10 protein-coding genes are annotated in these 14,977 nt (G+C 57.9%); all 10 read right to left on the minus strand.

Translation table 11 applies throughout. The features are described from left to right. Positions 1–16 precede the first annotated feature (16 nt). Complete coding sequence (locus tag BLR08_RS24445) at positions 17–1,507, minus strand: sulfatase family protein (protein ID WP_072336268.1); 1,491 nt, start codon at positions 1,505–1,507, stop codon at positions 17–19. 7 nt (positions 1,508–1,514) lie between these two features. After that, positions 1,515–3,059 carry a sulfatase family protein gene (locus BLR08_RS24450; protein ID WP_072336265.1) on the minus strand — a complete coding sequence of 515 codons (1,545 nt, stop codon included), beginning with the start codon at positions 3,057–3,059 and terminating at the stop codon, positions 1,515–1,517. Positions 3,060–3,102: 43 nt separating this feature from the next. Continuing rightward, entirely contained in the window at positions 3,103–3,972 is an 870-nt protein-coding gene (locus tag BLR08_RS24455) for a carbohydrate ABC transporter permease (protein WP_072336262.1), read from the minus strand. A gap of 1 nt (position 3,973) precedes the next feature. Next, positions 3,974–4,930, minus strand: a complete 957-nt coding sequence (locus BLR08_RS24460; RefSeq protein ID WP_072336259.1) for an ABC transporter permease — start codon at positions 4,928–4,930, stop codon at positions 3,974–3,976. 23 nt (positions 4,931–4,953) lie between these two features. After that, complete coding sequence (locus BLR08_RS24465; RefSeq protein ID WP_072336256.1) at positions 4,954–6,465, minus strand: extracellular solute-binding protein; 1,512 nt, start codon at positions 6,463–6,465, stop codon at positions 4,954–4,956. Between the two features lie 94 nt (positions 6,466–6,559). Continuing rightward, on the minus strand, positions 6,560–8,377 hold the full coding sequence (locus BLR08_RS24470) for a cache domain-containing sensor histidine kinase (RefSeq protein ID WP_072336253.1): 1,818 nt from the start codon (positions 8,375–8,377) through the stop codon (positions 6,560–6,562). Continuing rightward, positions 8,374–9,390, minus strand: coding sequence for a response regulator transcription factor (locus tag BLR08_RS24475; RefSeq protein ID WP_072336250.1), 1,017 nt, complete (start codon positions 9,388–9,390; stop codon positions 8,374–8,376). Before BLR08_RS24475 ends, BLR08_RS24470 begins: the two co-directional genes overlap by 4 nt. Positions 9,391–9,655: 265 nt before the next feature. Continuing rightward, a complete protein-coding gene (locus BLR08_RS24480; protein WP_072336247.1) occupies positions 9,656–10,978 on the minus strand; it encodes a sulfatase family protein in 1,323 nt (440 codons plus the stop codon). Between the two features lie 264 nt (positions 10,979–11,242). Next, positions 11,243–13,561: a glycoside hydrolase family 95 protein gene (locus tag BLR08_RS24485; protein WP_072336244.1), complete on the minus strand. Its 2,319-nt coding sequence runs from the start codon at positions 13,559–13,561 to the stop codon at positions 11,243–11,245. Positions 13,562–13,642: 81 nt separating this feature from the next. Beyond that, complete coding sequence (locus tag BLR08_RS24490; protein WP_072336241.1) at positions 13,643–14,686, minus strand: glycoside hydrolase family protein; 1,044 nt, start codon at positions 14,684–14,686, stop codon at positions 13,643–13,645. Between the last annotated feature and the right edge of the window lie 291 nt (positions 14,687–14,977).

The following is a 14,977-nucleotide window of genomic DNA, read 5'->3' on the forward strand; positions in this document are numbered from 1 at the left end:
CCGCGTCCGAGTCAGCTTATCCCGATTGCCTCGCTATAAACATGCCGCGGTCACTATCCCTCGGCACCGTGTCCGCCGTCTCCAGATACCAGTCCAGCAGCCTTGCTTCAAGCTGTCTGCGCACCTCCGCATAGCCGGGGTCATCATAGACGTTGCCCAGCTCCTGCGGATCGCGCTTCAAATCGTACAGCTCGCTTGCATCGCCGCTCCGGCGGATCAGCTTGTAGTCCTGCGTGCGCAGCATCGTCGTCCGGCAGACGCTGTGCGGCTGCTCCTGCTGCTGTCTGGCTTTCGGCCAATAGCAGTTGTCCGGGTTGTTCGCGAACCAGGCGTCCCGCACCGGATCTCCCTCGAAGCAGTGCGGCTCCCGCGGGTTATACCCGCCGTCCGCAAACACCGCCCGGTCCGGGTCTCCGGCCGCGCCGCCCAGCTGCGGAACGAGCGAACGGGCAAAATGATCGTGCTCCGCCTCCACGCCGGCCAGCTCCAGCATCGTCGCCATCACGTCAAACAGCTCCACCTGTTCATGAACCACATGCCCCTGCTTATTTCCCGGAGACCGTATAATCAGAGGCACCCGGGTCAGCACATCCTCCATGCCGTTCGGCCATTTCTCCACCAAACCGTAATCCCCGGCGTAGTCCCCGTGATCGGAGGACACGATAACCGTCGTGTTGTCCACCAGTCCGCTTGCTTCCAGCGCCCGCATCAGTTCACCGAACGCCCAGTCGGTGTAGCTGATCATTCCGAGATAGACGGCCTGAATCCGCTCCAGCGTTTCGTCGGTTATCTGATCCAGCCGGCGATAGCTGCGGATAAACTCATGAAACGCAGGCTTGCCTTTCAAGCCGGATGCTCGGAGCGGCGGCAGCGCCCCCGGATCGTACATGCTGTAGAACGGCTCGGGCACGACATACGGCGCATGGGGCAGAAGCGTCGGCAAGTACAGCATGAACGGCTGCTCCTTCGCCTCCTCCGACTGGAGGAAAGACACCGCTCTCCCGATGGAATGCGCCGTTTCCGTGGACCGCTCGTCTCCTTGCCCGGGCTCCATCAGGAAGCTGTAGAAGCGCGGATCGTCCGGCTCATACGGATTCCGTTTCTGAAAGTCTCCCATGAACTGGCGTCTGATCTCGTCCGGCTCCCGGCAAGCGTCGTCCTCCAGAATTTCTTCCAGATACGCATCGTTGTACAAATGATTTTTGCCGTACCACCGTATCCGGTACCCGGCGCGCTTCAGGTAGCGGAACAAGCTGGGCTCATGCGGGCGCAGCAGATGCCACAGCGTGCGGTGGCCCGAGACATGCGGGTATAAGCCCGTCATCAAACTGCACCGGGACGGACTGCATACCGTATTCTGCACATGGCATTGATCGAACCGGACGCCCTCGGAGGCGAGCCGGTCCAGATGCGGCGTCCGGACGACAGGATGACCGTAGCAGCCTACGCTCTCCGCCCGCAGCTCATCGGGAAAGAAGAAAATAAAGTTCATTCTGGAATCGCTCATCCGCGCGCTACCCCCTCATCTTGGCGTGCAATCGCGCCTGCAACCATCCCAAGGCGGAGTCCGGCTCCTGGGGAAATTCTCCGGGATGCCTGCGCACCAGCTCGGCCACGTGATGACCCCGCCCCGTCTCCTCCAGCCGCTTGATATAGTTCGGCAGGTAGCCTCTGGCATGGAACGGTCCGCCTTCCTTCATCACCGTCCAAAGCGGATCGGTATCGTCGCCGGACCGGCTCATCATCTCGTCATGCCAATCGTTTAGGTAATAAACCGCCTGCATGCATAAATCTCTGCGCTCTGCGGCCAGATTATGCTGCTCCTTCGGATCGTCCTTCAGATTGAACAGCATCTCCCGGTCGAACAGATGGAAGCCGTCATGGTAGGTGCGGATATATAACCAGTCTCCGAAGCGAACGCCACGCTGGGCTACATGCGCGCATTGCGAGATGACGAGGTAGTCGCGGCCGCAATCCGCGCCTTCTCTCAGTACGGGCGCGTAGCTCGCCCCGGTCCATTCCGGGAACGGCTGGCCGCCCAGCATATCCGCGAGCGTCGGCAGCAGGTCCACATGATAGTGCAAGCCTTCGTCCACAATCCCCTGCTTCATGCCCGGCCAGCGAATAATCATCGGCAGACGGCATGTGCCCTGATCGGCGGTTGCATGCTCGCCGTAGATACCCAGCTGCCCCATATTCTCACCATGATCCGCCGAGATGATGACGATCAGATCGTCCATCACGCCCTGCTCCGTCAACGCCGCGAACAGCCGGCCCAGATGCTCATCCATATACCGGATGCCGCAGTCGTACCCGTCGATCATGCTGCGCAGGTCGTCCATCGTCTGAATCTCGCCGATCTGGCGCGGAAGACTCGGGCTGGTCCGGTTCGTGTATGCCTTCTTCTGGAAATCGATTACCAGCTCTTGTGCGGAGTGGGAGCCGACCATCTGCTTATGCTGCTCAAGCACCTCCTCCGTCAGCCATTCCGGCAGCGGCTCATGCTCGAACGGATTGCCGAACTCCATCGGCGCGCGGTAGGGCGTGTGGGGGTCCCAATAGTTGATATATAGGAACCAGTCATCCTTCTTCGCATGGCGGTCGATCCAATCCAGCGCAACCGGGGTCACATGCTCGGCCGATTCATTGCCGTATTTCCCGGTATTGATAATCTCGTTGAAGCCCGCATAAAACGCGAAGGTCGAATGCCGCTGAGCGAACGGGCTGATCAGCGCCGTATTCAAGCTGCCGGCCAGCTGCAGGTACGACGGCAGAGCTCCTCCCCGCGTCAGCTTGCCCATCAGCTCCCGACCCTGTCCTTCCAGCTTCATATCGCCGGCGGTTCCGCCATGGCCGACCAGGCCGTTCACGATCCCGTGCTTGCCGCTCATCAGCGCCGTCCGGGACGGAGCGCAGGGAGCATCGGAGGTATAATAGTTGGTGAAGCGGACGCCCTCGGCCGCGATCCGGTCGATATTCGGCGTCGTGTTCCGGTGATAGCCGTAGCAGCTCATATGGTCGGGACTTAAGGAATCCAGATCGAGAAATAATATTCTCATGATAAGCTCATCTCCATTTCCAGATAAAATCGGCCTTGTGCAATCAGCCCTTCACCGAACCAAGCATCATGCCTTTATTGAAATGCTTCTGCAAGAACGGATACACGATCAGCAGCGGAAGCGCGGTGACGATCACAGCCGCCATCTTGACGGCGGGCGTATATTGGAAGGTGCCGGCATCCGCCTCCATGCCCGAATCGGTTTCGATCAGCATCTGCCTCAGAAACACCTGAAGCGGCCAGTCGGACGAATCGTTGATAAACAAAATCGCGAAGAAATACGTATTCCAGTTAAATACCGCATAAAACAAAGTGAACGTGGCGATCGAAGGCATGGACAGCGGGATCACGATTCTCCAGAACAGCCGCAGCTCCGAGCAGCCGTCTATCCGCGCCGATTCCTCCAGCTCAGCCGGTATGCTCTGGAAGAAGCTTCGCATCACGATCAGATTGAACGGGGCGATCGCCGTATTCAGATAAAGCGCCCAGTAGCTGTTCAGCAGGCCCAGCTCTTTGATGACCAGATAAGTCGGGATCATGCCCCCGGCGAAAATCATCGTGAACAGCACCATGAAATTCATCGTGCGCCGGCCCCTCAGCCAGCTCTTGGACAAGCCGTACGCCATAAGCGATGTCAGCACGATATTGATCGCCGTCCCCACCACCGTAATCTGAACCGCATTCTGAAAGGCCCGGATAAAGTTCCGGTTGCTCATCAGATAACCGTAAGCCTCAATCGTCCATTCCCGGGGAAAGAAGAAAAATCCTCGGGACATGATCTCCTGCTGAGTGGCGAACGAGCTCGAGATGACATAGATGAACGGGACAAGCACACAGAGCAGCGTCAGCATGAGCACCCCGAACAGAAGGGCGGTGAAGAGAGGATCTTTGCCCCGCGAATCATACGTATTCATGCTAATAAACCCCCTCTTCTCCGGCTTTCTTGGACCAGCGGTTCGCGATGACGATCAGAACAAGCCCGATCGCCGACTTGAACAACCCGACGGCGGTCGTATAGCTGAACTCTCCCTGCAGCACGCCCGTCCTGTACACATACGTATCGAACACATCGGATACCGACAGATTAAGCGAATTTTGCATCAAATAAATGTGCTCGAAGCCGATATCCATCACATGTCCCAGCCTGAGAATGAACAGGATCAGGATCGTGGACTTCAAGGCGGGCAGCGTAATGTGCCACACCTGCTTCCACCGGTTCGCCCCGTCCACGACGGCAGCCTCGTACAGGGTAGGATCTACGGCCGCCAGCGCCGCGAGGAAAATAATCGCGTTCCAGCCCGCTTCCTTCCATATATTTTGCACGACATACACCCACCGGAAGTAAGCCGGGTCCGTCATCAGCTCGATGCGCGGAAGTCCCATATCGGCCAGCGCTTTATTGATGGCTCCTTCTTGGGTGGCGAACAGGATGACCGTAATCCCCACGACCACGACCCAAGACAGAAAGTGAGGCATATAGATTGCCGTCTGCACCAGCTTCTTGAACCATTGCAGCCGGACTTCATTCAAGACGACGGCGATCAGCACCGGTGCCGGAAAAAACAGAAACAGATTCAGCGCGCTTAGAATCAGCGTATTACCTAATAGAGACCAGAAGTCCGGCTCCCCGAACAGCCGCTGGAAGTGCGCGAAGCCGACCCACTCGCTGCCGGCAAATCCGGCAAACGGGCTGTAATCCTGGAAGGCGATCACGATGCCCCCCATCGGCAAGTAGCGGAAGATCAGAAAAAACAGCAGGCCCGGCAAAATCATCACATATAACGGAAGTCCCCGCTTCCATTCCTTCCAGGCGGTCTTTCTAGACGATGCGGCATTGGAGCGGTATAGCTTGACCGTCGATTGCTCTTGCATGCGTGCCCCTCCTATCCGTTTCCTTATTCCTTGTAGGCCTTATTGATCTCATCGATGATTTTGCTGCCGCCGCCGGCCAGCCAATCCGCCGACGCCTTCTCGATCGCCGAGACCGGATCACGGCCCATAATAATTTTGGTGACCGCCTCCACAAACTTTGCGTTCAGGTTGGCTCCGCTGCGGTTCATCGTCTCCGACTCAAGCCCCGCTGCCGCATTGGCCCACCTATGCTTCTCGTTGCGGGCGAACATCTCCCGGATAAATTGATGCTGGGCCGGGTCCTCCCATTTATACATCTGAATGCCGGGATCAAACGGCCGGAAAATCCAGTTGTTGATCAGATTTTGCCGGTCCTTGTCGGCGGCCGGAAGCTTCTCGTACTTATCCGCAGACACTTTCTTATAATGGGTGCCTTCGATGCCGTGCTTGATGAAGTCCGAGCCTTCCGGAGACAGGAAATAATCCAGCATCATCAGGATGCGGCGCTGCTTCTTCGGATCGATTTTGGCGTTGATGACGTTTTTGTCCAGCATATCCAGGCTTTGCGTGCCCGTCAGGCCAGTCGGCCCCTTCGGAGGATCAATGGGCGCATGCACGGCGGTCGGCACCAGCTTGGTCAAATTATCGGTCGTGGATTTGTACTGATTCGGATTGATATTGGCAAATCCGATCTTGCTGGCTTCAAATTTGTCCAGCGGCCCGCGCACCTTGTTAACCGCAAAGTCCTTGTCCAGCACACCTTCGCTGTAAGCTTTGCTCAGGAAGGTCAGCAGTTTTTTCCATTCCTCCACCTGGGTCTGGTAAGGGACCAGCTGCCCGTTCACTTCCGACCACTGGTTGCCCAGCCCGAACGCAGCCATCGCAAATTCCAGGTCCCGGAAGACAGAGTCCGTGTCGATATAGAACGAGAAGCCGCTCGTATCCTGTTTGCCGTTGCCGTCGGGGTCCCGGGTGGCAAAAGCTTTGGCGACCTCGTAAAATTCGTCCATCGTTTTCGGCGGCTGCAAATTAAGCGCTTTCAGCCAATCCTCGCGAACAGACAAGGAATCCCGGGTTTGCGTGATATAATACGGAAAGCCAAGCATCTTCCCCTTCGGGTTCAGTATGCGGGCCGCTTCCGGAGGAATGGCCGCCAGATTCGGATATTGGCTCAGGACAGGCTGCGTGTCCAGGAACAGCCCTTGTTTTTTCCATTTGTTGAATTCCGAAGACAATACAAGGAACACATCCGGGAAATCGTTCGAGGCAGCCAGCACGTTTAATTTCTCTTTGTAGTTGGCGGCAGGCACCCACTGGATTTTCAGATCCACGTTAAACTTGCGGTTCAGCTCCTGAATCATCGGATGATCGTCCGGCCACCCGCCTCCCTGGTAAGCCCGGGCCATCCAGTTGATCGTCAGCTTCTCATCCAGCTCGGCAGCGGCGGCCGGCTCGGCTGACTTCCCCGGTCCGCCGGCATCCGGCTGCTTGGAGCAGCCCATAATGCCGCCCACGGAAAGCAGCAGCGCGCACAGTACTGACAGCTTCTTGTTCATAAGTTTCACCTGTCCCTTTTCAGCAGTTGATTTGGCTTCTCCCTTATCATAGGGGATTCATGTCAGTAAGGCTTTACACAGATCTCTGATTTCTTCACCGCCGTCCGCTTCTGCCATCCAAGCTCAGCGGAATCCGGATCGACACAACTGTCCCGCGTCCCTCGAATGAAGAAAGCCGCAAGCCATACGTTTCCCCGTAATTGAGAACCAGCCGCGCATGCACATTCGTAATTCCCATTGATTCCGTCGAGGGGGAGGAATGCCCGCTGTCATTTTCCGTCATCCGGTCCAATCGCTCGTTCAGCTCCTTCAGCTTCGCTTCGGCGATTCCTTGCCCGTTATCCGCAATCTCGATCACCAGATCGTCCCGGTCGTTATATGCGCTCACAATAATCGCGGCGTCCCCTCCCTTGGGCTCAACCGCATATTTCACTGCATTCTCCACAATGGGCTGTATCGTGAGCTTCATGATCGAGCAGCTGCGAAATTTCGGATGGACGGTTATGCGACTTTGAAATTTCTTAGGGAAGCGAATATGGGTAATCTCCAAATATTTTTCCAGTATGGCCAGCTCTTCTCTCAAAGCAACCTCGTTATCGGAAATTCTGGCTGTGTAACGGTACACATCCGCCAGGTTGCCGGCCATGCTGACCACGAGCTCATCGTTGTTGATATAGCCGATGCTTTTAATCACATCCAGCGAATTGTACAACAGGTGAGGATTGATCTGATTTTGCAAGGCCTGAATATAGGCCTCTTTCTGGCGCAAGCGGGATTGCATCTCCTGCAGCTTCAGGTTCGAGATCATACGAATCTGCTCATCCAGCTGCTCCACCATCTTATTGAAGCTGTAGTTGAGCTTCTGAAATTCATTGCGGCCCTGATGGAATTCGGCACGGGTTTCATAATCGCCCTGAAATACCCGGTTCATCTGCTGTTTCAGGTGCAGCACAGGCGTGATGAACAGATTTGAAACCCGGGGCACGGCCAAGACGATCACAATGGCGATCAGCAGAAAGGCCAGCAGAGTCATATTTCGCGCCGCATACAAGCCGCTCGCCATCTCGTCGAACGGCACGACCGCCACCACCTTCCACCCGGATACCTGGGAGCTGCTGGTGGAGACGAGCATTTTTTTGCCCCCGTATTTCTGAATGCTTACGCCGCCCGCCTCCGGAATGTCCATAACGCCCATCGGGGTATCGGCCAGCTTGCGCCCCCGCCAGTCCTTGAGTTGGTGATACACAATCGTATCGTCCTGCGAGAGCATCATGAACTGGCCGGTTTCCCCCAATCTGGAACGCTCGAAGGTCGCCTCCAGCTCCTGCAGCGATAGGTCGATAATAATGGAGCCGATGGGGGCCAGACTTCTATTGCTGTATACCGGATTCAGCATGGAAATGACCGGGATGCCGCTCATTTGCGGATAAGCGATCGTATGGGTAGGAATCAGAGCCCTTTCTTCGGAGAATGGCATGGAGAACCACGGCTCTGCCGCCAGGGCGACCTCCTCGGACAAATAACTGCGCATAGCCAGCACTCTTCTGTCCGTAGACAACAAGAAAATTCCGGCCACCTCCGTAAAATTCAGCGCGACATGACGCCTGAGCTGCGCTTCGATCTCCTCTTTCTCAAAAATGGTCACCTCCCGACTCCCATCAAACCAGCTTTGAATCGGCTCCGCGTTCATCAAGGTCCGGGTCGTCTTGGACAGCTGCTCGAAATAAAACTCGATGTGATGATTCAATCTTTTGCTTGCCTCGTCCGTTACCGTATGAAAGTCCTGCTTGACCGCATTGCTGTAAGCGATATGGGAGATCATGCCCATCAGCATCAGCGAGATCAGACTGATCCCCATAAACAGGACGACCATGCTGAATTTGATCGGAAAGCGCATCCACAGATGTCTCATATTCCCATCCCTTTTCTGAATTCATTGGGCGAAAGTCCGGTCAAGTTTTTGAACACGCGATTAAAGTAAGGCATGGAAGAAAAGCCTACCATATCGGCTACCTGATAAATTTTCAGGTCGGGCTCCAGCAGCAGCTGCTTGGCCTTGTCGATCCGCAGCCGGTTCATATAGTTAATGAAGGAATCTCCCGAGTATTGCTTGAACAAGGCGCTGAAATGAGAAACGCTGAGGCCGGCATAATCGGCGATCTCCGACAGGCTGATCTCCCGCATGTACGACTTCTCGGCATATTCGCATGCCTGACGGATGACAAGCCGGAACGAGCGTTTGCTCTGCGGATCTTGTCCGAGCCGGCACCACTGCTCCGCCAATTGCTGTACCTGCCTGCGGGCCGACTCCTCCGTATTATCGTCGCCCGCGGGGCGCTCAGCCTCCGGGTACGAATACGTCAGAGCATCCTGCAGCTTCCCGGCCAAGATGCGCAGCAGTCCCAGTCTGGAGCTCGGATGCCCGTGCCTGCTCTTGAGTATGGCCTGCACGAGCTGCGACTGCTCGCTCATCAATTGCTTGGCTTCCATCGTCTGCATCCGGTCGACGAACGATTGGATCGCCATCAGCTGTTCATGAAGCGGATACAGTCTCTCCAGCCGGGCTATCGACCTGTCCAGCGCCTCCTTCAGCGCTTCTTCCCGGACTGGCTTGAGCAAATATTCGGACACGCCGTAGCGAATGCCCTGCTGAGCATACGAGAAATTATCGTACCCGCTGATGATGATGCTCATGATCGGAAACTGAATGTCATCGAGCCGCTTGATCAGCGACAGCCCGTCCAGCTTGGGCATCATAATGTCCGTGATCAGCACGGTCGGACACAGCTCATGAATCAGGTTCCAGGCTTCCTCTCCGTCGCCGGCCTCGCCCGCAACCTTAAAGCCGCCGCCGATCCGCTCCACCATCTCGACGATTCCGCCACGAATCCAATGCTCGTCCTCCGCCACCAGCACATGATACATAAACCAGCCACCTCCGGTCTTCTCTGCTCGCAATCCTTCTCTTTATTTTGTTCTGGATGGAGGATGCAAAAACCTTTGGTAAGTCGAGCCAAGTCCTTATCCGATTGTCTGAAATCTTATCTTTGCCTCACATGCTCGATCCGTTTCCCTTGCAGGCGATCCGTTTATTCAGTTCTCTGACCTTTGTCCTATACGGAAAAGACCTTGACATCCGCTTCAAGCGGAAGACAAGGTCCTGTTTCTGTTTCTGTTTCTATTTCTACGTTTAACCCTCTTTGCCCCAGACGCTGTCCGGATCTTCAATCGGTGTCCTCGATAAGCCTCCGGTCGCCTCCCACCAAGCATCAACCGCTTGCCGCAGTCTGAGCCGCTCTTCCTCGGCATCAGGCCGTCCGGCTACATTGACAAGCTCGTCGGGATCTTGCGCCAGATGGTACATTTCCTCCAGCCCGTCCTCGAAATAATACACGTACTTCCATTCCGGCGTCTGCACACCGCGCAGCGGATGATACCCCCAGTACGCCCGGTGATGCTCGAAGAATACATGCTCGCCGGCCGGCGGACTGTCCTCGCCCAGGCGGGGCAGCAGCGACCCTCCTTCGCATTCTTCCGGCACCTCCACGCCGGCCGCCGCCAGCAGCGTACCGGGAATGGCCGCGCTGGAGACCAGGTCGGGTATGAGCTTGCGCGAAACCGCCTCCCCCGGCACATACAGTACAAGCGGCACATTATACAGCTCCTTGTACGGAAGCACGCCCTTCAGCCGCAGCCGGTGAGCCCCCTGCATATCCCCGTGGTCGCTCGTGAACAAAATCGCCGTGTCGTTCATCAGCCCCTTCGCTTCCAGCTTGGCCAACAAGCGGCCGAGATTCGTATCCATAAGCGCCAGCAAAGACCGGTACCGCTGCGCGTCCCGGCGGACGAGCGCTTCCGACAGCTCGGATTCGCCCTTGCGGGAGCGCTGGCGCTGGAACGGCGGCTTGCCGGACAGATCGTCCAGCTCATAGCTGGCCGGGATCGGCATTTCCGCGAGCGGAAACCGGTCCTCGTACCGCTCGATCCGCTCGAACGGAGGGTCCTCCGGCGAGTTCGGATGAGGCATATACCAGCTTACCTTCATGAAGAACGGCTTGCCTCCGTTGTAGTCCTCCAAATAATTCAGCGCTTGAGCTGTCGTATGCGCATCCTTGTTGCTGTGAAATCTCGGGTCCTTATTGGCCCCGTCCAGCTCGACTCCGTCCGTCCGGTAGCCGGTGACCTGGAATTCATGCTCCGCAGCCGACAGTCCCAGGTGCCACTTGCCGAAATACGCCGTCTCAAAGCCTGCCTCATTAAACGCCTTGGCGATCCCCCACTCCCCCGGATCGAGCACATGTCCGATCTGATTGACCCCCACCTGATGCGGGTACTTGCCCGTCATCCACGAAGCCCGCGAAGGTGTGCATTGTGCGGAGGTGCTGATGGCTCCGGTGAATCTCACTCCCATCGCCGCGAGCCGATCCAGGTTCGGGGTATAGTAGCTGGGATCGACGCATCCCATCGCGTCCGCGCGCTGCTGATCCGTCGCGATCATAATTACATTTCTCATCGTCTCTGCCTTCTTCCCTTCGGATTATCCTGCTCCTTCCATTGTAGGCGATGATCGTCGCAGTTTCGTTGCACGATCCGATGATTTCTTCTCCTGGACGGGGCGCTGAGCGCCCTGTCCGTCCAAGCAGCCGCAACCATCCGGCGGTTAGCGCCGGTGTATACGCGTTGTCGTTATATACAGCCCGCTTCCGGAGCAGTATACGCTCAAACAAGCCCGCTCCCGGATACTGCTCCGGAAGCGGGCTCTGATTGTTGTCCCTATTCAGCAAGGAAGCAAGCTGTAAACTTGCCCGCCCTCCACGCGGAAGACGAGCGTCTGGCCGTCTTCGCCGGCAGATGCAGGAACCGGTCGTTCGTCGGCTGCGGCAACCTGCAGCCTTCCCCGGACGCGAACCCGGCATACGCCGCTCTTGGCTGCCATCAGCCGCGCTTCGCGTAGCGCTCCCCCGCTCCACGCGATCGAGACTTCATAGCCGCCGCGAGCTCGCAGTCCGGATATTTCCCCTTCGCTCCAGGCTTTCGGCAGCGCCGGCAGCAGGTGCAGCTCTCCCTGATGGCTCTGCAGCAGCATCTCGGCGATGCCTGCGGTCACCCCGAAATTGCCGTCGATCTGGAAGGGCGGATGCGCATCGAATAAATTCGGGTAGATCGACTTGCGGAGCAGATTGAGCACATACGCATGCGCCTGCTCGCCGTCCTCCAGCCGGGCGAACATATTGATGATCCAGGCGCAGCTCCAGCCGGTATGCCCGCCTCCGCTGCTCAGCCGCCTGCGCAGCGTTGTCCTCGCGGCTTCGGACAGCTCGGGCGTCCCGCGGGTGGAGATGGCCGTCCCCGGATGCAGCGCGAACAGCTGGGAAATATGCCGGTGGCCGGGGTCATGCTCCTCATAATCCTCGAGCCATTCCATCAGTTGTCCGTGCCTGCCGATCTGCGGCTGCGGCAGCCTCGCCCGCAGTCCGGACAGCCGCTCTGCGAACGCTTCGTCTCCGCCAAGCAGCTCCGCGCTCCGGATGCAGGCCCCGAACAGCTCGGCGACGATCTGTGTATCCATGGACGGGCCCATGCAGAGCGCCGCCCGCCCGCCGTCCGGCAGCACATACAGATTTTCCGGCGATACGGACGGACCGGTCACGAGTCTGCCGTCCGGCAGCTCGTACAAATAATCGACGAAAAATTCGGCGGCTTCCTTCAACACCGGATAAGCGCGCTCCGCCAGAAAAGACTCGTCCCGGGTAAACAAATACCGCTCCCATAGATGAAGGCTTAGCCAGGCGGCTCCCATCGGCCACAGCACGCAAGTCGTAAACAGTCCTTCCGGCCGCGTCTCTCCCCATAGGTTCGTATTATGATGGGCGACAAAACCTCCGCAGCCGTACAGCTCCCTGGCCGTCCTGCGGCCGTGCTCCCGCATCCGCTCCAGATGATCGAACAGCGGCTCATGGCATTCGGACAGCCCGCACACCTCGGCCGGCCAGTAGTTCATCTGCGTATTGATATTGATCGTATATTTAGACTCCCAAGGCGGTGTGAAGCTGTCGTTCCAGATGCCCTGCAAGGTGGACGGCAGCGTTCCCGGCCTGGAGCTGGCGATCATCAGATAACGCCCGTACTGAAACAGCAGCCCCGTCAGACCCTGATCCTCGGCGCCTTCCTGAACCCGCTTCAGCCGCTCGTCGGTCGGAAGCTGATCCGCTTCCGCCTCGCTGCCAGGTCCGAGACGGAGGGACACGCGGTCGTACAGCGTCCGGTAATCCGCCGTATGCCTGGACCGCAGCTCCTCGTAGGATCGTTCCTGCGCGCCGTTCAATTGGCGGAGGCAGACCTGTTCGGGATCGGCCTCGCGAAACGTGCTGCCCGCCGCCAGCAGCAGCGTAACCGCCGACGCTCCTTCGACGGAAATAAAATCGCCTACCGTCCGAATCGTCCCCGTACCGCCCTCCTCCGGTACGGCTCGCAGCAGGCAGACATAGTCCACGCCGTCCCGGCCGCATTCTCCGCTCATGCCGACCGTTCGTTCATCCCGCGCCCCGCTTGCGCCTTCATACGGCCTCCTGTTCAAGCTCGCGCTCAGCCGGAGCCTCCCCGGCTCGCTGCAGGTCAGCCGGATCACAAGCACTTGATCCGGGCTGCTGCAAAAAATTTCGCGTGTATAACGCAACCCATGAATCGTATAAGAGATGCGGACAATGCCCGTCGACAAATCCAGCTCGCGCCGGTAATCCTCGACTTGGCCGTTTGCAGCGCCGCCGAAGAACAGCTTTAACTCGCCCAGCGGCTGGTACGGATTATAATATTTCGGCTGCGAGTACATAGCCATCCGGGTCAGCCAGGCCGCCTCCTCCGCTTCTCCCCGGAGCAGCAGCTCGCGGATATGAGGCAGGCAGCTTCGGCCGTCCGGATTCTCCCCCGCCTTGGGGCCGCCATACCAGATCGAATCCTCGTTCAGCTGGATGCGCTCGTCGCCCGGCTGGCCGAATATCATGCCGCCTATCCGCCCGTTGCCTACCGGCAGCGCTTCAACCCACTGAGCCGCAGGCTGCTTGTACCAGAGGCTGCTGTCTGCATGCCTTTTATCCATTCAAATTCCTCTCCTGTCTGTACGTCTCTCCTGAACGTTTGAAGGTTGGCAGGCCAGCTTCCCGGCTCGCGCTTCGTCCGCTTATTCGGGAGCGATCGGCACCACCATATTCCACGTCTGCGTTGCCCGCGCAAATCCGCCTGGGCCATCCGCCGTGGCGGCGAACAGATGTGTCGGCTTTCCGTCCTGGAACAATAGGAACGGCCGCTCGAAGCTGCCCATCGTCGTCACCGAGCCATCGTCCCAGGTGATGCTGCGCGAATACGCCTTCGGATGCTCGCCTAATTGCCAGTCCAATCCGTCGCGGGAATAAGCATGAATGCCCGCATGCGCCTCTCCGCAGAGGTTGCCGTCCATATCTTTGGCGATCAGCTCGTACCGGTCGCCGGTATGCCACACGAACGGGTCCTCTAGGTGGAAGCGGTCAGGCGGAAACACCGGCTCCTCGCTGACAACCCGGTAAGCGCCGTCGAAGCGTTCGGCCCGCGCCGCCCCGAGCGTCATTTTCCCGTGTACATTCCCCTCATAACGGCGCGCCTTGTAGATCAGCATCACCGAGCCATCCCCATGAATACACGGAGCCGGATTCGAGGTCAGAAAGCTGTCGAAGCGGCCGGGTCTGGTCGGCAAAATCGGGGCGTCCCGCCGCTCCCATGGGCCAAACACGCTTTTCGCGGTCGCTATTCCGACCCGCTTATTGGCACGGGCCACGATCGTCCGCGCATCGCTCAGGCCAAACGCGCTTCCTTCCTCCGGCAGTACGTCGGCCAGCGGATGGGTGGAGCCCATATAATAAAGCACGTAGGTGTCGCCATGCCTCACGATGTGCGGATTATGCGTGCTGCGGCCGTCCCAGTATTCCGCCCCGCGCGCAGGCAGCACGACTTCCTGGAACGCATACGGTCCTTCCGGCGTATCGGACACAGCCCGCACGACCTCCGAATGGACCAGCCAGCCCGGATGCATCGGCAGATGCTTGGGCCAGCGCGATGCGAACATATGAAAACGACCGTCCTCCCCTTTTACGACCGAGCCGCACCACACCCAGTACCCGTCCATTCGGAAGCCCCCGCTGCGCGGAGCCGGCAGCAGCCTGTCGTACAGACTGCGGATTTCTTTACTCATGCTGGTCACTCTCCCACTTCATATCGGCATGCGCCGTCACCGCCCGATCGGGCCTCTTCCCTCTATTATCAGGGGATCCCTCCCTTCTGTATTTAGAGAAGATTCCGCCCGTTTATAGGAAATTCCGCCGACAAGTCCTTGGGTCGAGTCTTTGAATTCGTTATCACCCTTGCCCTTTCAAATATAAGAAAAGCTCCTGATCGGAGTCAATTCGAGGAAGATACATTCGTGTTTTAGCGGTAGCTTTTCTTGCGAGCAGAAAGTTCCACCTCGCTTTATCGCTTTTGTGAA

It is taken from the genome of Paenibacillus sp. cl123 (assembly GCF_900101595.1).
In the GTDB taxonomy this organism is placed as follows: Bacteria; Bacillota; Bacilli; order Paenibacillales; family NBRC-103111; genus Paenibacillus_G.